17 protein-coding genes are annotated in these 17,056 nt (G+C 69.3%); 5 read left to right on the top strand and 12 right to left on the bottom strand.

What is annotated here, in order from left to right; all coding sequences use genetic code 11:
* Positions 1-66: 66 nt before the first annotated feature.
* Positions 67-1,503 carry a class I adenylate-forming enzyme family protein gene (locus AMYBE_RS0140440; protein ID WP_020665116.1) on the bottom strand — a complete coding sequence of 479 codons (1,437 nt, stop codon included), beginning with the start codon at positions 1,501-1,503 and terminating at the stop codon, positions 67-69.
* Positions 1,504-1,669: 166 nt separating this feature from the next.
* On the opposite strand from AMYBE_RS0140440, the gene AMYBE_RS0140435 reads away from it, so the two are divergent.
* Positions 1,670-2,911, top strand: coding sequence for a PucR family transcriptional regulator (locus tag AMYBE_RS0140435; RefSeq protein ID WP_020665115.1), 1,242 nt, complete (start codon positions 1,670-1,672; stop codon positions 2,909-2,911).
* Between the two features lie 216 nt (positions 2,912-3,127).
* Entirely contained in the window at positions 3,128-3,409 is a 282-nt protein-coding gene (locus AMYBE_RS0140430) for a hypothetical protein (RefSeq protein WP_020665114.1), read from the top strand.
* A gap of 265 nt (positions 3,410-3,674) precedes the next feature.
* On the opposite strand, the gene AMYBE_RS0140425 is transcribed toward AMYBE_RS0140430, so the two are convergent.
* The 4 genes from AMYBE_RS0140425 to wzm form a co-directional block, all read right to left on the bottom strand.
* Positions 3,675-4,184, bottom strand: coding sequence for an isochorismatase family protein (locus AMYBE_RS0140425; protein ID WP_020665113.1), 510 nt, complete (start codon positions 4,182-4,184; stop codon positions 3,675-3,677).
* A gap of 160 nt (positions 4,185-4,344) precedes the next feature.
* Positions 4,345-4,641 carry a hypothetical protein gene (locus tag AMYBE_RS0140420; protein ID WP_020665112.1) on the bottom strand — a complete coding sequence of 99 codons (297 nt, stop codon included), beginning with the start codon at positions 4,639-4,641 and terminating at the stop codon, positions 4,345-4,347.
* Positions 4,642-4,913: 272 nt separating this feature from the next.
* Positions 4,914-5,993 carry a glycoside hydrolase family 3 N-terminal domain-containing protein gene (locus AMYBE_RS0140415; protein ID WP_020665111.1) on the bottom strand — a complete coding sequence of 360 codons (1,080 nt, stop codon included), beginning with the start codon at positions 5,991-5,993 and terminating at the stop codon, positions 4,914-4,916.
* A gap of 93 nt (positions 5,994-6,086) precedes the next feature.
* Positions 6,087-6,995 carry a galactan export ABC transporter permease subunit Wzm/RfbD gene (gene wzm, locus AMYBE_RS0140410; protein WP_020665110.1) on the bottom strand — a complete coding sequence of 303 codons (909 nt, stop codon included), beginning with the start codon at positions 6,993-6,995 and terminating at the stop codon, positions 6,087-6,089.
* 56 nt (positions 6,996-7,051) lie between these two features.
* Here wzm and AMYBE_RS0140405 point away from each other — a divergent pair, with 56 nt between their 5' ends.
* Positions 7,052-8,383, top strand: coding sequence for a class I adenylate-forming enzyme family protein (locus tag AMYBE_RS0140405; protein WP_020665109.1), 1,332 nt, complete (start codon positions 7,052-7,054; stop codon positions 8,381-8,383).
* Here the strand turns inward: AMYBE_RS0140405 and AMYBE_RS0140400 are convergent.
* From AMYBE_RS0140400 to AMYBE_RS0140380, 4 genes are all read right to left on the bottom strand, one after another.
* A complete protein-coding gene (locus AMYBE_RS0140400; RefSeq protein ID WP_027928538.1) occupies positions 8,373-9,971 on the bottom strand; it encodes a chloride channel protein in 1,599 nt (532 codons plus the stop codon). The genes AMYBE_RS0140405 and AMYBE_RS0140400 overlap by 11 nt on opposite strands.
* Complete coding sequence (locus AMYBE_RS43165; RefSeq protein ID WP_020665107.1) at positions 9,968-10,432, bottom strand: MarR family winged helix-turn-helix transcriptional regulator; 465 nt, start codon at positions 10,430-10,432, stop codon at positions 9,968-9,970. The genes AMYBE_RS0140400 and AMYBE_RS43165 overlap by 4 nt, the downstream gene beginning before the upstream one ends.
* Positions 10,433-11,261: 829 nt before the next feature.
* Positions 11,262-11,717 carry a hypothetical protein gene (locus AMYBE_RS0140385; RefSeq protein WP_020665105.1) on the bottom strand — a complete coding sequence of 152 codons (456 nt, stop codon included), beginning with the start codon at positions 11,715-11,717 and terminating at the stop codon, positions 11,262-11,264.
* An 814-nt stretch (positions 11,718-12,531) separates the two neighbouring features.
* Positions 12,532-12,726 (bottom strand): hypothetical protein, encoded by a 195-nt coding sequence (locus AMYBE_RS0140380; protein ID WP_020665104.1) that lies wholly within the window; start codon positions 12,724-12,726, stop codon positions 12,532-12,534.
* Between the two features lie 388 nt (positions 12,727-13,114).
* Between AMYBE_RS0140380 and AMYBE_RS0140375 the strand changes: the two genes are divergently transcribed.
* Positions 13,115-14,047 (top strand): MCE family protein, encoded by a 933-nt coding sequence (locus AMYBE_RS0140375; RefSeq protein ID WP_020665103.1) that lies wholly within the window; start codon positions 13,115-13,117, stop codon positions 14,045-14,047.
* A gap of 8 nt (positions 14,048-14,055) precedes the next feature.
* On the opposite strand, the gene AMYBE_RS0140370 is transcribed toward AMYBE_RS0140375, so the two are convergent.
* Together AMYBE_RS0140370 and AMYBE_RS0140365 are read right to left on the bottom strand one after the other, a co-directional pair.
* Positions 14,056-14,913: a class I SAM-dependent methyltransferase gene (locus tag AMYBE_RS0140370; protein WP_169515307.1), complete on the bottom strand. Its 858-nt coding sequence runs from the start codon at positions 14,911-14,913 to the stop codon at positions 14,056-14,058.
* A gap of 46 nt (positions 14,914-14,959) precedes the next feature.
* Positions 14,960-15,379: a PaaI family thioesterase gene (locus AMYBE_RS0140365; protein WP_020665101.1), complete on the bottom strand. Its 420-nt coding sequence runs from the start codon at positions 15,377-15,379 to the stop codon at positions 14,960-14,962.
* Between the two features lie 83 nt (positions 15,380-15,462).
* On the opposite strand from AMYBE_RS0140365, the gene AMYBE_RS0140360 reads away from it, so the two are divergent.
* Positions 15,463-15,879, top strand: a complete 417-nt coding sequence (locus tag AMYBE_RS0140360) for a MarR family winged helix-turn-helix transcriptional regulator (RefSeq protein ID WP_020665100.1) — start codon at positions 15,463-15,465, stop codon at positions 15,877-15,879.
* A 205-nt stretch (positions 15,880-16,084) separates the two neighbouring features.
* Here AMYBE_RS0140360 and AMYBE_RS0140355 read toward each other — a convergent pair whose 3' ends face one another.
* Positions 16,085-16,987: a proteasome assembly chaperone family protein gene (locus AMYBE_RS0140355; protein WP_020665099.1), complete on the bottom strand. Its 903-nt coding sequence runs from the start codon at positions 16,985-16,987 to the stop codon at positions 16,085-16,087.
* Between the last annotated feature and the right edge of the window lie 69 nt (positions 16,988-17,056).

Genomic DNA, 17,056 nt, shown 5'->3' with positions numbered 1-17,056 from the left:
GTTCTCCGCCTTTCTTCGGGCAGCGTCGACCGGCCCGCGAATACGGGCTCGGTTGCTTCGGACGATTCAGCTGGCGAGTTCTCGCCGCAGTGCGGGTTTGTCGATCTTGCCGACCGGATTGCGCGGCAGCGCCGGGACCACGTCGACGCGGACCGGCACCTTCACCCGGGTCAACCGCTCCCGGCAGTGCTGGAGCAGTTCCGCTTCGCTGGCTCGGGCGGACGGATACAACGTCACCGTCGCCACCGGCAGTTCGCCGAGCACCGGATCCGGCGCGCCGACCACCGCGGCCTCCAGCACCGCCGGATGCGTGTGCAGCACGTTCTCGATCTCCTTGGGGTAGAGGTTCTCCCCGCCCCGGATGATCATGTCCTTGATGCGGTCGACCAGGACGAGGTAACCGTCCTCGTCGAACCGCCCGACGTCGCCGGTGTGCAGCCAGCCGTCGACGATCGTCTCGGCGGTGGCATCCGGGCGGTTCAGGTAGCCGCGCATCACATTCGGGCCACGGACCACGACCTCGCCGGGGCCGTCGGCGACCAGCTGGCCCCGCGCGTCCATCAACCTGACCTCCTGCCCGGGCAGCGGCCGCCCGACCGTCCCCGGTTTACGGGGCCCGGCCAGCGGATTCAGCGTCGAGGCACAACTGCCCTCGGACAGTCCGTACCCCTCGACCACCACCACGCCGAACCGCTCCTCGACGCGCTGGATCAGCTCGGCGGGCATCGGCGCGGCGCCGCACACCACGAGGCGCAGCGACGAGGTGTCCGGCCGCACCGTCTCCGGCAAGCCCGCCAGCAACGCGTAAATCGCTGGGACCGCGGAGAAATACGTCGGCCGGACGCGCTCGACCAGGTCGAAGAAGGTGCCCGCGCGGAACCTCCCGGCGATGGTCGACCGGCCGCCGGCGAGCAGCGGCGACAGCACGCTCACCACGATTCCGTTGACGTGGAACAAAGGCAGGATCAGCAGACTGTGGTCGGCGGGGCCGAGTTCGAGCCCGCTGACGATCATCTCCGTCATCGCCCGGACATTGGCGTGGTCGAGGATTACGCCCTTCGGCTTGCCCGTGGTGCCACTGGTGTAGATGAGCAACGCGATCGCGTGCTCGTCGTCGGCCACCGGGCCCTCGTCCGGCGCGGCGGTGGCCAGTTCCTCGACTCGTACCGTCACCAGAGGCGAATCACTCTGCCCCACCACGACTTTCGCCCCGGCGTCAGAGATCTGGAACGCGGCCTCGCCGTCGGTCAGCTCCGGGTTCACCGGCGTGACCGCCGCGCCGAGCCGCCACGCGGCGAACAACGTCACCACGAACTCGACGCGGTTCGGCAGCAGCACCGCGACCACGTCGCCAGCCCGGACGCCGCGCGCCCGCAGCACCGAAGCCGCGCTGCGGACCCGGACCGCGAACCCAGCGTTGCCGAGTTCCGTGCGCTCGTCCGCGACGCACGGCTGGTGCGGATTCCGCCGCGCCCGTTCTTCCGGCACTGCCGCGAGATGCATCGTCGAAGTCCTTTCCCGGACGCTGGTCAATGAGGAGAAACGGTAAGTACGCCGAGTGACGCAGGCCATAGGCCGCAGAACCGAAGCCGACGCGGGTCGTTGTGCCGGGGTCACAACCGCGCCGCTCAGCTGTCCCCGGGCCGGTGCGGTCGCTACCCTGACCGGCATGTCCGACGCCGTCGACGCCGTCGTGGCCGAGGTGGCGCACGCCATCGACGCCGACCTCGCCGCCCGCACCACCGAGCTCACCGACTGGTTCGTCGAGGTGATCCCGCAGTTCCGGCACGACGAGACCGTGCGCAAGCTGATGATCGCCAGCACGTCCGCGAACCTCGTCGCGATCGTCGACATGCTGTCGCATTCCATCCCGCTTGACCGGATCAGCATCCCGCCGGCCGCCGCCGAATACGCCCGCCGGTTCGCACAGCACGAGCTGTCACTGGAAGCGCTGCTGCGCGCGTACCGGCTCGGCGAGCATCGGTTCGAGCAGTGGGCCATCGCCGCGCTCGAAGCGCAGCAGAACATCAGCACGCAGCTCGCGCTGGCCGCCGTAGCCGAGCTGTCCCGCCGCACCAACCGCTACATCGACCAGGTCATCGAGGGTCTGATCGACATCTTCGAAACCGAACGGCGCCGCTGGAGCAGCCGCACCGGCGCCGCCCGCGCCGCACAGATCCGGCTGGTGCTCGATTCGGACACGCTCACCGAGGAGGCCGCACAGCAGCTGCTCGTGTTCCCGATGCGGCAATGGCACTGCGCGGCGGTCGCCTGGCTGCCCGCCGAACGCGCGGGCGAGCTGCAGTCCGCGGCCCGGCTGCTGCAGGAGGTCTGCGGGAGGGGTCCGGCGCTGACCATGCTGGCCGACGACCGCACGCTGTGGAGCTGGACGGTCCGGCCGGAACGCGACGTGATCGACGTCGGGCGGCTCCGCGCCGGAGTGGCGGAAATCGGCGGCGGCCTGCGGCTGGCGCTCGGCGCGCCCGGGCTCGGACTGGCCGGGTTCCGCGGATCGCTGCGCGAGGCCGTGCGCGCCCGGGCGGTAGCGGAGACCGACAGGGACCAGAGCCAGAACGTCGTCCTGTTCGACGACGTCGCGGTCGCCGCGCTGCTCACCGAACAGTCCGAGGACGTGTACCGCTGGATCGCGCGAGTGCTCGGCGACCTCGTCGGGGACGAGCCGGGCACCGAACAGCTGCGCGAGACGCTGCGGGTCTTCCTGGACACCGACGGCAGCTACACGCACGCCGCGGCGCGGCTGCACCTGCACAAGAACACCGTTCACTACCGGGTGCGGAAAGCCGAGGAACTGTGCGGCCGCCCGCTCGCCGAAAACCGGCTGGAAGTGGAAGTCGCCCTGCGTGCGGCCGCTTTGCTGCGCAACCGGCTGCCGTGGGGCGGGCCCGGCTGACCCAGCCCGTCCATTGTGGACAGGTTGGACTCCGGCCGGAGCCGTGTTAGCCTGTCGCCGTGCTGCGCCTGATGACGTCCAAGCGACTCGTAACCCGGCGCGCCGGCTGATCCAGGCTGCCGGCGTGCGACGTCGGCGTACGCCGAATCCGGGGATTTCCCCTTCGGGACCTGGCCCTTTTCCCGCCGGCCCACCCGATTTTCCCGGAGAAACGCGATGTCTTTGAGCACTTTTTCCACCGCCCCGTACCGCCCGGGCGCCGCGATGCTGATCCGTCGCCGGATCGCCACCTACTTCGTCGGCGGTATCGAGCAGATCCCCGGCCTGGTCGCCGAGCTCGCCCAGCACGGGAAGGTCCACGAGCTGTCCGTCGACGTCCGCGAGGGCGTCCGGGAGAGCAGTCTGGTCTGCACTGTCCTGGTCGGCGCCGAGACGCTGGAAACGCTGCTGGCCGAGCTGCGCGAGCTGGAGTCGGTCGTCTCGGCGGAGCTCGCCTGACCCGATCGGCGCCGACAACGTCCATGACAGCCCTTGCGGGACTCGCCTGACCCGCTCCCGGGGCCCAGCCCGTCCGTGCAGGGTCCCTTGAGGGACTCGCCTGACCCCGCTCCGGTGCCCAGCCGTCCGTGAAGGGCTCCTTGAGGAGACTTCGATCCCTCAAGGGGCCCTTCACGGACCTTTGGGCAACCGGCCCGCACCTCCGCCGTGTCCCGCGACGATCTTCGAAATCGCCGTTCCGGCCGGACGGGCCTCTCGTCCGTGATCAGGCGAAGACCACCTCCTCGCTCTTCCATAGCTTCACGCCAGCCTTGGCCAACTCCTCGTCCACCCGCGCGCTCTCCTCCGCGGCAGGGAGCTCATCGTCGTAGGTGGCGTGGGCGTCTTGAACGAGGGTGACCTCGTGACCGCGCTCCAGCGCGGCCAATGCGGTGGCACGAACGCAGAAATCGCTCTGCATCCCGGCCACCACGAGCGGTGCCGACTTCGGCAGCAGCGAGCCGAGCGAGGTGCCGGCAAACGAGTCGGGAGTCCGCTTGTCGACTACGTGCTCATCGGGGCGCACCTCGTGCACCAGCTCCCAACCGGGAGTTCCGGGCACGTCCGGGTCATCGCCCGAGCCGTTGTTCCGGACGTGCACCACCTGGGCGCCTGCGGCACGCGCCCGCTGCAGGAGGCGAGAGATCGCGGTAGCGACTCGGTCCGCATCGGGCACGGGAGCGGGCGGAAGGAGCATGTTGTTCTGGACGTCGATCAGGAGCAGCACGGGAACCATGCCGGAAGCATCTCAGCGGGCACCGACAGAAACCGGACCCGCGGCGTTCCCTCACAACGGTGGTGCTCCGCGGTCGACCGGCTTGCGGGCGGGACCACCGTCCACCGCGGGTCTTCGCGCAGCTCAGCACACCGGTGAAGGACCTGCTGCCACAACCGCGCTAGTCCCGCGGCTCCCGAGCGGCATCCTGGCGATCCGACTGCCGGGGGTGCGGCATCGGGCGTTGGCGCGCCACCGGATACCGCGCCAGCGGATGCGCATCGTCCAGCCGGTGGCGCGCGCGCCGGGGCACGTCGTCCAGTGGGGACACCAATCGCCGCGCCGGGTTCGTTCCCGCGGTCGTCTGGGCAGGCACCGGGGGGCCGGCCGAGCGACGCCTGGCAGCACGGCGCAGGAACACCAGAGCCAGCACCACGAACACCGCGGCGACGGCGACCAGGAGCCACCAGGCTTGCATTCGTCCTCCCGTCGTGGGGGTGTCCGCAGGCAAGGGTGCCCGTTCAGGCGGAAGTCAGCGCGATGTCCACACCGCCGGGTGTCACCCGTAACGGGGATTGTGCGCGAGATGATCACTCGGGTGGCCGAGCGAGGACGGGCCGTCGACCGGCTGACCGGCGAGGGGGGCTTCCATGCGCCCAGGAAAGTCGTGAAGGGAACTTTGAGGGACTCTGAGCCCTGAAAGTTCCCTTCACGACCCTTCCGTCACCGCTCCGACAGCCAGTGCCGCCCTCACTTAAGCGCGTCCCGTAACGCGGCCACCCGGCCCACCGCCGCCTCGAAGTCCGCACCCGGCAGCGACCCGTCCGACCACCCCGCCGCCAGCGCGGCCGCGGCATCGTCGCCCTGGCCGACGTCCCGAGCGGAGGCCAGGATCAGGTCCATCCCCGCCTTCGCCGCCAGCACCGCGCGATTCCCTGTCCCGCCGAAGGACTTCAGCGCGCCCGCTTCCAACGCGTCGGTCACCGTCACCCCGCCGAACTGCTTGCCGTTCCGCAATTCCTGCACTGCAGCCGGGGAGAGACCGGCTGGGCGAGCGCCGTCCAATGCCGGGTATATCGCCCACGACAGCATCATGAGCTTTACTCCCGCGCTGACAACCGGGTCGTACGGCGCTTCGTCTTTATCGCGCAGTTCAGCCAACGGGACATTCAGCGTCACCGGGCCGACATCTGTGTTGCTTCCGGCCGGGGCCGCGCCCAGGCCAGGGAAATGTTTGGCCGTCGCGGCGACCCCGGTCGCCTGCTGCGCCGCCACGAAATCGCGGCCCAGGGTGCCGGCCGTCCGCTGATCGTCGCTGTACGAACGGCCGTACTTGTCGATGAAGTTTCCAGGCTGGCGATAGACGTCCAGCACCGGCGAGAGGTTCACGTTCATGCCCACCCCGGCAAGGTTCTGGCCAGCCCCGGTTCCGGCTGCCTTCGCCGCGGCGGAGGGATCAGCCGCCTGCCCGACCTGTTTCTCCGAGAGAGTCGGCTCGCCGGGCAGTCGGCGGACTTTGCCGCCTTCCTGGTCGGTCATCAGCAGCAGCGGGCGGTGTACTGGGCTTCGCGCGTTCGCGTCCCGCAGTTGCCGGATGACGCCCGCGATCTGCCGCGTGCTAGAGATGTTCTCGCCGAAGAAGATCACACCCGCCGCTTCGCCGGCGCGGATTCGTTGCAGCAGCAGAGCGGGCGGGGTCAGACCGGGATAGGAATAGATCACCCGTTGTCCGGCCAGTTGCCGCGGCGTGAGCTCGCCCGGTGCGGCAGCGAGCGTGGTCATCGCCAGCAGCGCTGTCACGAGGGCGAGCCAAGTCTTCCGACGCTTCATCTGAGCTCCGTTCCCCGACCGCCCCAGCGCTAAACGGCGGCACGGACAACGCCAGCTCGCGGCCGGCAGAGGCACCGGACCGCGGGGATCGCCTCACACCCAATAAGCGACGCGCGCCCGGTAATTCCGCAGCACGAGCATCGCCAGCGTCCAGCCGACCACGGTCACCACTCCGGCGACCAGCCAGTGCGTCCAGCTCTGCTGCTGCCCCACCAGCGGCGCGCGGACGATCTCCACAAAGTGGTAAACCGGATTCAGCTGCAGCAGGTTCACCGCGACCGAACCGAATCCCTCGCGCGAACCCTGGTTCATCGCGCGCACCTGGTCCATCGACCACATGATCGGCGTCGCGTAGAACAACATCGTGATGAAGCTCTGGATCACCGGCGGAATGTCCCGGAATCGCGTCGACACCACGCCGAACAACAGCACCACCCAGGCACCGTTCAGCAGCACCAGCGCCAGCGCGGGCACCGCGAGCAGCATTCCCCAGCCCAGCCCGGGATGCAGCAACGCGCCCGGCCGGTCCACCAAGTGGTAGGGCTGCGAGAGCTTGCCGAAGAAGATCACCAGCACCAGCACGTACACGACCAGGTTGTGCGCGAGGTACAACGCCTGCCGCCACACCGTGCGCAGCGCGTACACCGACACCGGGGCCGGCAGCTGCTTGATCATCCCCTCGTTCGAGATGAACGTTTCCGAGCCCTCGACGATGCAGCCGTTCATGAAGTTCCAGAGGATCAGCCCGGTGGTGATGCTCGGCAGCAACGTCGAGATGGACGTGCCGAACAGCGCCGAGTTCACCACGCCCAGCGCGAGCGCGGTGACCGCCATCCCGACCGTGATCCACAACGGACCCAGCGAGGATCGGCGGTAGCGCTGCTTGATGTCCTGCCACGCGAGCAGCGCCCACAGTTCCCTCGCGCGTACTCCGGCCTGCAGATCAGCGAAAGCGCGGCGCAGGCTCTTCGGAGACGCGTCGATCGCGGGAGGAGCGGTCATACCGCGAACCTAGCCGCGATCGACGTTCTCGGCCAGCACGCCGCTACGGTGTGCCGGTGAGCTTTTTCCTGTCCCGCGTCCTTTCCGCGCTCCGTGACGGCGGCGACACCGTGCTGTTCCACCACGACGGCACCACGATGACCTACCGTGCGGCGTTCGACACGCTGTCGCGGTTGTCCGGCGGGCTCGGCGACATGCGCGGCATGGTGGCGATCGACGCAGCGAACCGGCCGGAAGTGGTGCTGGCGCAACTGGCGGCGCAGGTACGCGGGCTGGAAGTCGTGTTGATCGCGGCGTCGGCGAGCCATCCGGCGCGGGCGGCGACACTCGCCACGACCGGAGCGACCTTGTTCACTGACAAGGAACTCGACGATCTCGCCACCGCTCGTCCGTCCATTCCAGACTCCTTGCCCAGCCGGGTGACCGCGGTGTTTCCCAGTGGCGGCACTACCGGGACGCCCAAACTGATCCGGCACAGTGGCATCTACGACGGCGTGGCGCACATTTTCCAGCCGGACGGAACAAAAACCGCGCTGGTCACCGCACCACTCACGCACATGACCGGCAACGCCGCCGTTCTCGGCGCGATCTGCTGCGGCAATACTGTCGTGCTGCGCCGGGAGTTCAACGCCGCCGAGCTGCTCGCAGATCTGGAGCGGTATCGGGTAACCACCCTTTCCCTCACCCCGCCGCGGCTGGCCGCGCTGCTGGACCATCCGCGACTGTCCACAACGGACGTTTCCAGCGTGCAACAGCTGTCGCTCGGCGCGGCGCCGCTGCCGCCTCGGCGACTGGCCGAAGCTCTGCGAGTGTTCGGACCGGTTGTCGGGCAGGGATACGGACTCACCGAAGCACCGATGATCGCCAGCATTTCCGCCGCCGAGGTACTCGCCCGGCCGGAGCTGCTCGGTTCGGTCGGCCGCATCGTGCCGGGCATGGAAGCCCGGATCGAGAACGGCGAAGTCCTCGTGCGCGGGCTGTCCATGATGGACGGATACCACGGGCGGCCACCGATCGGCGACGGCTGGCTGCGCACCGGCGATCTCGGCCGGTTCGACGCCGACGGCTACCTCTATCTCGACGATCGCGTCGACGACGTGATCGTCACCGGCGAGCATGGCACGAAGGTCTCGTCGACCACGGTGGAACACGCGCTTCTCAGCCACCCCAAGGTGAAGGCCGCCGCCGTTGTCCCCGAATCCGGACCCGACGGGACCCTTCTGCGCGCGGTGGTGGTCACCAGCGAACCGGTGCTCGCCGACGAACTTCGCGACCAGGTGCGCGCCGGACTGGGCGGCAAGCATTTCGTGCCGTCCACTGTGGAGTTCCGAGCCGAGCTGCCGCTGACCCCAGTGGGCAAAGTGGACAAACAGCGACTCAGGCGTTGACCGAACGGCCCAGCACGCGCTCCCGGTGATGTTCCTCGTGCAGATCCCGCCGCCGCGCGTGCAGCAGCTGCGCCAAGGTGACTTTGCCGAGCACGCTCGAAGGGTCGTGCCGGTCCACCACGAGCGCTTGCGTCGTGTGTCCCAGTGCCAGTTCGTTGGCGACATCGCGCAGAGTGTCGTCCGCATACACGACTACCTCGCTGGAGCAGCGAATATCCGGCTGATGTGTCATGACCTCGTGCACGAAGAACGTCTCGAGCGGATCAGTCGTGTACTCCCGGGTGAGATGCAGCCGACGCCGCGCGATCTTCTCTGTGAGCACGGATCGCTTGAGCAGCAACACCGAAAGCGCGTACGCCGAGAAGGACGCGACGACGAGCGGCAGCAGATAGCTCCACGCGTGCGTCAGCTCCAAAGTGAACACGATCCCGGTGAACGGCGACCGCATCACCCCGCCGACCACAGCAGCCAGTCCGCAGGTCGCCCAGAACCCAGCCGCCACGTGCGGCAGCAGCCCGCCTTCCGCCGCTCCGAGCGCGGCTCCGATCATGAACACCGGTGCCAGCACGCCGCCGGAGGTCCCGGAGCCCAGCGACAGCGCCCAGATCAGCGTCTTCACCACGAGAATTCCGACGATCAGCGACGCGGTGGCACGTCCGGTGAGCAGCGTGTCGATCACGTCGTAGCCGACGCCGAGCGCGTGCGGCTCGATCAGCCCGCCGATGCCGATCACGATGCCGCCGATCGCCGGCCACCACATCCAATGCACCGGCAACCGGCCGAACAGGTCCTCGGCGAAGTAGACCAGCGCGGTCGCGCCGATCGCCAGCAGGCCGCCGGTAAGACCGGGGACGAGCGCGAGACCGTCCGCGAGCGGCCCGGGATCGGCACCGGTCAGCGGAACGCCGAAAACCGGCCCGGTGCCGAGCAGGAAGCCCCGGCAGATCGTCGCCACCGCGACCGCGGCGGCGACCGGGACGAGACTGCGCGGCCGCCACTCGAACAGCAGCAGCTCAACCGCCAGCAGGATCGACGCGAGCGGCGCGTTGAACGTCGCTGCCATGCCGCCCGCGGCGCCCGCGACGAGCAGCGTCTTCCGTTCGTCCGCACTCAGTTTCAGCAGCTGAGCCAGAATCGACCCGACCGCGCCGCCGGTCATGATGATCGGCCCCTCCGCGCCGAACGGGCCGCCGGTGCCGATGCTGACCGCCGCGGACACCGGTTTCAGCACCGCGACGCGCGGAGCCACCCGGCTGCCGCCGGTCAAGATCGCTTCGATCGCCTCCGGCATCCCGTGGCCGCGGATCTTCTCCGAGCCGTAGCGCGCCATCAGGCCGATGACCAGCCCGCCGGCCACCGGCGCGAGCAGCACGAGCCACCACGGGTGCTGCTGCGCGCCTGGCGCGACGAGGTCCGTGGCGACGCGTTGGTAGAAGACGAGATTGGTGATCAGGCCGATGAGTCTGAGCAGCGCGAAAGCCGCCAGCGCCGCCGCGCCGCCAACCGGCAGTGCGATCGCGGCGATCAGCAGCATCCGCGGATGAATCGAGAAGTCGCCAAGATGCGTGGCCCGCGCTGGAGTCTTCACAGCCGCCCCGGCCCGGCCGTCGGAACGCCTGGTGCTGCTTCGGCGGCTGAGAGCAGGTCGCCGACCGCAGTGGAGACCGTCGCCCGACGTTCCGCCGGCAGCTCCGCCAGCAGTTCAGCGAGCGCGCGGTGCCGACGGTCGACGACGCCAGCGACGACCTCGCGTCCGGCTGGCGTCACCTCCACCGTCACAACGGTGCGCCGGTGCTCGTCCACCCCGCGCGCGACGTATCCGTGCGCTTCGAGCTTGTCGGCCAGCCTCGTGACCGACGACGCGTTCACGCCCATGGCTTCGGCCAGCCGCGAACACGGCGTGCAACCCAGGCTGTCGAGCACCACGAGCAGCCGCACCTGCGGGAACGTGACACCGCGCGGGGCGGCGTGCGCGCTGTCCCAGGCCACCGCCACCAACACGCGGGTCAGCCGCTCAAGGTCGGCTACTTCGTCCGGCAGAGCTTGCATAGTGCAAAAGTTTCTATAAGCAACGCTTTCCGTCAAGGTGCGCTCAGTCACTGAGACGGGCCGGCTGTCCGTTTTGTCGGCGATCTCGATTAGGCGAGTCTCGCGCCGCTTCCCGGGGGGGGGTGGCGCTCCACCGGCTCACCTCCGCGTCCCTGCCTGGCCCGCGGTTGGTTCGGCGCTGGCAGGTCGTGTGCTGGACGGCCTGCCGGTGTCGCACGGCAGCTCGCGCGCTGGACGACGTACGACAGGTGCGCCGGGCTCGACCGCTCCTCGGGCGAACCCGCCTAGTTCGCCGATAAGCGCGGCTGGGATCACCGTCCACGCCAGCGCCGCGGCACACCAGCTACCGCTGGATCCCCACCGAGTCCGGCGGGACCAGGTCGATCAAGCGCCCGAAAACGCGCTTGGCCGAACTCGGCGGCGGGTCCGGGAGCACGTCCTGGACGCGCTGCCGCGCACGAGGAAGCCCACGGCTTCCACCAAGGCCGGTCGGTGCGCACCTGCGCTCCGCCGATGCCCTGACCCTCCGGAAAGCCGCCGCCGAAGGGCTCCCGGCGCCGAGCAGGACAACCCGTGACGGGCCCGTTGGGGGAATCAGAGTCCGGTAAAGGGCTTTTCACCGACCACAGGCGCGCGCGGACGACGACCTGCGCGCGTTGGCGCACAACTGCGCGACGACCTGCCCGGCTGCGCAACCGCGACGACCGGCCTGGCTTCCACGCGCATCCGCTGGGCCGGAGCGGCTGCGTCGCCGCGGCTCATCCGGTACGCAAAGCGATATTGTTCGATCGGATCGAATGGGCCGCGCTCCCCCGGGCCACACTGGCGGTCACGCCGGCAACAGCGAAAGACTCTGTTCCAAATCCGCCCACCAGCCCGCCGCCGGAACGTCACGCGGCTGGATCAGCGAGGCTTTCGCGAGCAGATCGGGCCGGTTTTCTCGCCACGCGTAGGAATACAGTTCGTCGTGCTGCACGCGCGGCAACCAGCCCTGCTCCCGGCCCGCTTCGAGCCGCACCAGCTGCCGAGCCAGGTCGATGCTGCCGCGGTCCAGCCCGCGAAGCTGCCGGGCATACTGGCGCGCGGCCGCCGTATCGCCCTGCCGAATTGCCCGCCAGGCAAGAAAGAACGCGGTGACCGCCAAGACATCCGACCGGTTGACGCCACCTTCGGCCGCCAAATGCTCCGCCAGCTGAAAACTGCGTTTGCTCCGGCCACGGCGCACGGTTTCCGCCAAGGCGCGCTGCTGTCGGGTGAGATAATCGTCTTCTCGCAGGTAGTACACGGTGTTCCCTCCCCTGTGCCCGGTCCCGCCCCGGGGCCGCATCCCCGAACAGGATGCTCCACCAGAGTGACAGATACGTCCGCGACACTCAGCCGTTCGGAGCAAAAACATTCACCCCGCGCGTCCTGTGTTCCAGCGCGGACAGCGGAGGGTAATTCCTTGCGCTCAGGTGCGGGATCTGCGGCGAGCGGGTTTTTCCGGCACAGGGTGCGGAATCCGCATTGCGGAAGGAGAAGCGGTGCGTTTTCGAGGTTTATGGCGGTTTGTTGGCGATATGGCAATAGAAGGGCGGGCGGGCGGTTCGGGGAATGCGCAGGATCCGAATGTGGTCGGTGCGGGCGCCTGCCCGGCAGGAGTTGCGTCCAGTGCGGCCGCGTCCGGCGCCCCCAGCATCGCTACGTGTCCAGCGCCCCGCGCGCCCAGCATCTGCGCGTCCAGCGCCCCCGCGCACCCAGCATCGCTACGTGTCCAGCGCCCCGCGCGCCCAGCATCGCTACGTGTCCAGCGCCCCGCGCGCCCAGCATCGCTGCGCGTCCAGCGCAGCCGGAGTGGCGGCTTCGCTCCCGCAGAAGTGCGTGAGGGGCCGATTAAGGGAATCTGATTCCGGCAAAGGGCCCCTCACGGACTGCAGTGTCGCGCACCGGCGACTTCAGCATTCGTACCGGCGAACCCAGCCGGACCCAATCCGGTCAAGACGATGCCGTTCAACCCGCAGCCGGACAATCTCCAGCCTGCGGCTGGCCCGCCCCAGGACCAAACCAGCCTCGCCCGCTGCCAGCCCGGGGCAGCGCACGCCGGGCGGGCCGCTACCGGCTCAGGCGACTTCAGTCCGGCTGCCGCCCGGAGTGTGCAGTCCCAGCATGTCCAGCAGCAGGGCGCATTCCTCGGCGTCCTTGGCCCGGGACGCGACGGCCAGCGCTGCCTTCCGGCGGCGTTCCTGCTGGCGTGCCACGTCCGTGTCGTCCACGAGGTCCGGTGCCGGATGCAATCCGGTCATCAGGTCTCGCATGGTGGCTCCTCCCCGTTCGGCGTCGGCGCGGGTTTTTCCCACGCTTACGTGCTACCCCCTCAACGGCCCAGCCACGCCCAATGTTCCGATGGCTCCGGTCACGTCGGGAACCCCGGGCGGCGGTGCGCGGGACGGGTCGGCCGGAGCAGGGATCCCCGGCGCGGCCGGCCGGGCACGGCTGACCTGCCGCGGGAAGCCAGGACAGGCCCGGTTTCCGGTGCTGTCCAAGGTCAACTGACCGGTCCGGCCGCGGCTGATCCATAGTGGACAGTCTGGAGCGATCCGCCCGTTCGGGTGGCTTGGCTGGCTTCACCCGGCCGGGTGAGCCACTATCCACGCTGTGCATCCCGCCCGGCGCCCTGCGCGTACCGCCGTCGTCGGGACAACTTTGCTCGCGCTCGGATTTCTTGTCGCGCTGCGGGCGCCCGACCTTCCGGTCATCGGCGACGGCACCGGGTACGCCGCCGAGTTCAGCGAGGCCGCCGGGCTCGAAAAGGGCAACGATGTCCGGGTCGCGGGCGTGAAAATTGGCCGGGTGTCGCAGGTTTCGCTCGACGGGGCGTCGGTGCGGGTGGCTTTCCGCGTCGCCGGCGCGTGGCTCGGCGACCGGACGTCCGCCTCGATCCGGATCAAGACGGTGCTCGGGCAAAAGTATCTCGCGCTCGACCCGGCCGGTGTCGGTTCGCTCGACCCGCGAACGCCGATCCCGCGCGACCGGACGACCGTTCCCTACGACGTGCTGCCCGCGTTCCGGCAGCTCGCCACCACTGTCGACCAGATCGACACCACCCAATTGGCGCACAGCTTCCGCGCCCTCTCCGACACGTTCGCACACACGCCGGGAGACGTTCGCGGCGCGCTCGCCGGGCTTTCCCGGCTGTCCGACACGCTCGCCACCCGAGACGCGAAGCTTGCTCGGCTTTGGGCCGGCGCGCGCACCGCGTCGACCACTCTCGCCGACCGCGATGCGCAGCTCACCCGGTTGATGACCGACGGCAATCGGCTTCTCGCCGAGGTCCAGCGCCGCGAGGCTGCCGTTCAGTCGCTGCTCACCGGAGCCCGCCGGCTGGGCACGGAACTCTCCGGGCTGGTCGCCGACAACGACCGCGAGCTCGGGCCGACGCTCACCCAGCTCGACCAGCTCACCGCACTGCTGGAACGCGATCGCGATTCGATCGCGGCCGGGATCCGGAAAATGGCGCCGTTCGTGCGTTTCGCTACGAATCTCAGCGGGAACGGGCGGTGGATCGACGGTTATCTGTGCGGACTCGTCCTGCCGTCAGTGGGTCCGCTCAACGAGGGCGGCTGCTTCGCCCGCTGAACCGACGTTCACTCCATCAGCCCGGGCCCGCCGGTGATCCGCACGGTGACCTGGTTGTCGTTGTAGGTGTACGCCTCGTAAACGAACTCGACGCCGGTCTTCTCGACGTGCTCGGTCCACGCCCGGTATTCGTGCCGCTTCCAGCCGGGGAAGTTGAAGAACTCGTCGAAATGCACGATGCTGCCGACCCGCAGCCGCGGCCCGACGTTGTCCAGCACGGTCTTCGCGGAACTGTAGAGATCGCCGTCCACGTGCACGAAATCGACCGGGCCGGGGTGCTTCTCCAGGAATCCGGGCAGGGTGTCCGCGAAGAGGCCGACGACCAGTTCGGCTCCGGGCACGTCGGGCAGGTCGTCCCGAGCGAAGGCACCGGCCGGCATGCCGTTGAGCCACGCCTCCGGCAGGCCGTCGAACGAATCGAAGCCGTACACCTCGGTCGCTTCCCGGGCGGCCGTGATGGAGCGCAACGTGTTGCCGGACGCGACACCGAACTCCAGCGCCATTCCACCGGTCGGCGCGAGCGACAGCGCGTATGCCAACGTGTCCTTCGGGCTGCCGAAATGCTTGGCGCCGACCAGGTTTTCCCGCGCGAAGACGTTGCTCTCCAACGCCGCGTCCTGATCGCCTGCGTACACGATGTCGCGGCGGCTGCGGATCTCGAACTCGACCACCCGATCGAGGAGCCGGTCACCCTGTCGGACGATCTCGGCGCGCAGTTCCTCGCGCGTGCGCTGGAGTTCTTCCCGAAGTTCGGCATGCGGGCCGTGCAGCCGGGCCGCCGCCCGGTGCAGCACCAGTCCGGCCTTCCGGCGCAACGCCGGACCCAAAGCCCTTGCGGTTACTCGATCTTGGCGCTCCTGGTTCATTCCGGGACGATAGCCGACCAGATCCGGCGAGCCCAAGCTGCCCGTCTTACCCGCGAGTAGCGGACCTCCGCACGACAGCCGAACCCTGCGCCGCGGCACACAATGTCGCGACCCCGTCTCTGTCCACTGTGTACAGATCGCAGCGGCAGGCGGCCCGCGAACGACCGGCCTGGACCACTGTTGCCTCGGCGCGCAGCAGAACTCCGTCGGCGGGCACGAGGTAGTCGATGGCGAAGCCGCTCGTCAGGATCTGCGGGCCGAGAACGGTCCCGGCGGCGAAGGTGAGCGCGTTGTCCGCCGCATAAGCGAGGACACCGCCGTGCAGATAGCCGTTCTGCTGCCGGAGGTCGTCGCGGACAGCCAGCTCCAGCACCGCGCGGCGGTCGCCGAACTCGGCGACCCTCGCGCCGAGCAGAACGCTGAACGGCTGCGCGGCCAGCGCCGCGCTCGCGAAGTCTTTGTTCACGGTCAATCCTCACTTCAGTAGTGAAGTACTTCAGTAGTGAAGTGAGGATGGCGGCGGGCCGGGAACCCTGTCAAGATCGCCGCATGGCCGCCGACGAACGCCTCTTCTTCCTGCTCCAGAGCGCCGCGCACCGGCTGCGCGTCGACGGCGACCGGCGCTGCCTCGCCGCGGCGGGCGTGACGACCGCGCAGCTCGGCGCGCTGCTCGCGGTGCACGACCAGCCCGGGCTCACCCAGCGAGCGCTGGCCGCCGAGCTGGGTCAGCGCGAGTCCGCGGTCACCCCGATGATCGGCAGGCTGACCGAAGCGGGGCTGATCTCGCGCCAGCCGCACCCGGAGCAGCACCGGGCGCTGGTGCTGAATCTGACCGAGGAGGGAAACTCCGCGATCGCCCGGCTGCGGCCGGTGATCGCCCAGTTCAACCGCGAGCTGCGGGCGTTGCTCGGCGACGCGTTCGGGCCGACCAGCCAAGCGCTGAAAGACCTCGCCAGGTGGCCGTGAAGGGAACAGCGACGGACTCTGAGTCCCTCGATGTTCCCTTCCCGGCTGCTCGCGGGAACACCCCGGCAGCCTCCCGGCAACGTGGGAGGCCCATCATGTCCAGGGTGGCGATCACGACAGCCCGCATGTGGTGGGCCTGGCAAACGATCCGATCGGCGGGCGCGGCCTACCTCGCGCCGCGCCCCGAAGCCTTGCGGCGGACGGCTCAGGAACCGTCCTGCTCGGCGAGGAACTGCTCGAACTGCGAGCCCAGCTCGTCCGCCGTCGGCATGTGCTCCTGCGATTCGGCGAGCAGGCTGTGCCCGGACGCCTCGGTGAACGTGTCGTACTGACGCTCAAGCGCCCGCACCACGTCGGAGACCTCCTCGGAGTCCGCCACCTGGCGGTCGATCTCCGCGTTGGCGACGTCGGCGGCGGTACGCAGCTCGCCGTCCGGCAGCCGCAGGCCGGTGGCCTCGCCGATCGCTTCGAGCACCAGCAGCGCGGCGGCCGGGTAGGCGGACTGGGCGAGGTAGTGCGGCACGTGCGCGGCGAAGCCCATCGCGTCGTGGCCCCATTCGCCGAACCGGTACTCCAGCATCGCGCTGACGCTGCCCGGCACCTGCATCCGATTGGGCAGCGGCTGATGCTCGCCGATCAGGCTTTCCCTGGTCGCGTGCGTGGTGACGCCCAGCGGACGGGTGTGCGGCGCGCCCATCGGAATGCCGTGGTACCCGACGGTCAGCCGCACGCCCCAGCGCTCCACCAGCCGGCGCACCGCGGCCGCGAACAGCTCCCATTCGCGATCCGGCTCCGGGCCGGTGAGCAGCAGGAACGGCACTCCGTCCTGGTCGTGCAGCAAGCGCACGACCAGCTCGGGAGCCTCGTAGTCCTCCCAGTGGTCCACCGCGTAGGTCATCGTCGGGCGGCGCGAGCGGTAGTCGATCAGCCGGTCCACGTCGAACCGGGCGATCACCCGGTTCTCGACCTCGCCGGTCAGGTGATCGGTGACCAGCCGGCCGGTCTGGCCCGCGTCCATGAAGCCGTCGAAGAAGTGCAGCAGCACGGCTCCGTCCAGGTCAGGGACGTCCGAGTCCACCTCGTACAGCTCCTCGGGATCGAGTCCCACCGGATCCTCCTGCTTCTCGCTTCCACCGGATCTACCGGAGGTCAACGCGCTCCGGCCGCGAATCCATCC

The organism is Amycolatopsis benzoatilytica AK 16/65 (assembly GCF_000383915.1).
Taxonomy (GTDB): domain Bacteria; phylum Actinomycetota; class Actinomycetes; order Mycobacteriales; family Pseudonocardiaceae; genus Amycolatopsis; species Amycolatopsis benzoatilytica.
This window is presented reverse-complemented; position numbering and strand designations above follow the sequence as displayed.

Excerpts from the sequence above, each read along its gene's own strand:
- AMYBE_RS0140425 (WP_020665113.1), bottom strand. The coding sequence starts at position 4,184 with ATGGTTCCCGTGCTGCTCCTGATCGACGTCCAGAACAACATGCTCCTT.
- AMYBE_RS0140415 (WP_020665111.1), bottom strand. The coding sequence starts at position 5,993 with ATGAAGCGTCGGAAGACTTGGCTCGCCCTCGTGACAGCGCTGCTGGCG.
- AMYBE_RS0140435 (WP_020665115.1), top strand. The coding sequence starts at position 1,670 with ATGTCCGACGCCGTCGACGCCGTCGTGGCCGAGGTGGCGCACGCCATC.
- AMYBE_RS0140370 (WP_169515307.1), bottom strand. The coding sequence starts at position 14,913 with ATGAACCAGGAGCGCCAAGATCGAGTAACCGCAAGGGCTTTGGGTCCG.
- AMYBE_RS0140420 (WP_020665112.1), bottom strand. The coding sequence starts at position 4,641 with ATGCAAGCCTGGTGGCTCCTGGTCGCCGTCGCCGCGGTGTTCGTGGTG.
- AMYBE_RS0140430 (WP_020665114.1), top strand. The coding sequence starts at position 3,128 with ATGTCTTTGAGCACTTTTTCCACCGCCCCGTACCGCCCGGGCGCCGCG.
- AMYBE_RS0140380 (WP_020665104.1), bottom strand. The coding sequence starts at position 12,726 with ATGCGAGACCTGATGACCGGATTGCATCCGGCACCGGACCTCGTGGAC.
- AMYBE_RS43165 (WP_020665107.1), bottom strand. The coding sequence starts at position 10,432 with ATGCAAGCTCTGCCGGACGAAGTAGCCGACCTTGAGCGGCTGACCCGC.
- AMYBE_RS0140440 (WP_020665116.1), bottom strand. The coding sequence starts at position 1,503 with ATGCATCTCGCGGCAGTGCCGGAAGAACGGGCGCGGCGGAATCCGCAC.
- AMYBE_RS0140360 (WP_020665100.1), top strand. The coding sequence starts at position 15,463 with ATGGCCGCCGACGAACGCCTCTTCTTCCTGCTCCAGAGCGCCGCGCAC.
- wzm (WP_020665110.1), bottom strand. The coding sequence starts at position 6,995 with ATGACCGCTCCTCCCGCGATCGACGCGTCTCCGAAGAGCCTGCGCCGC.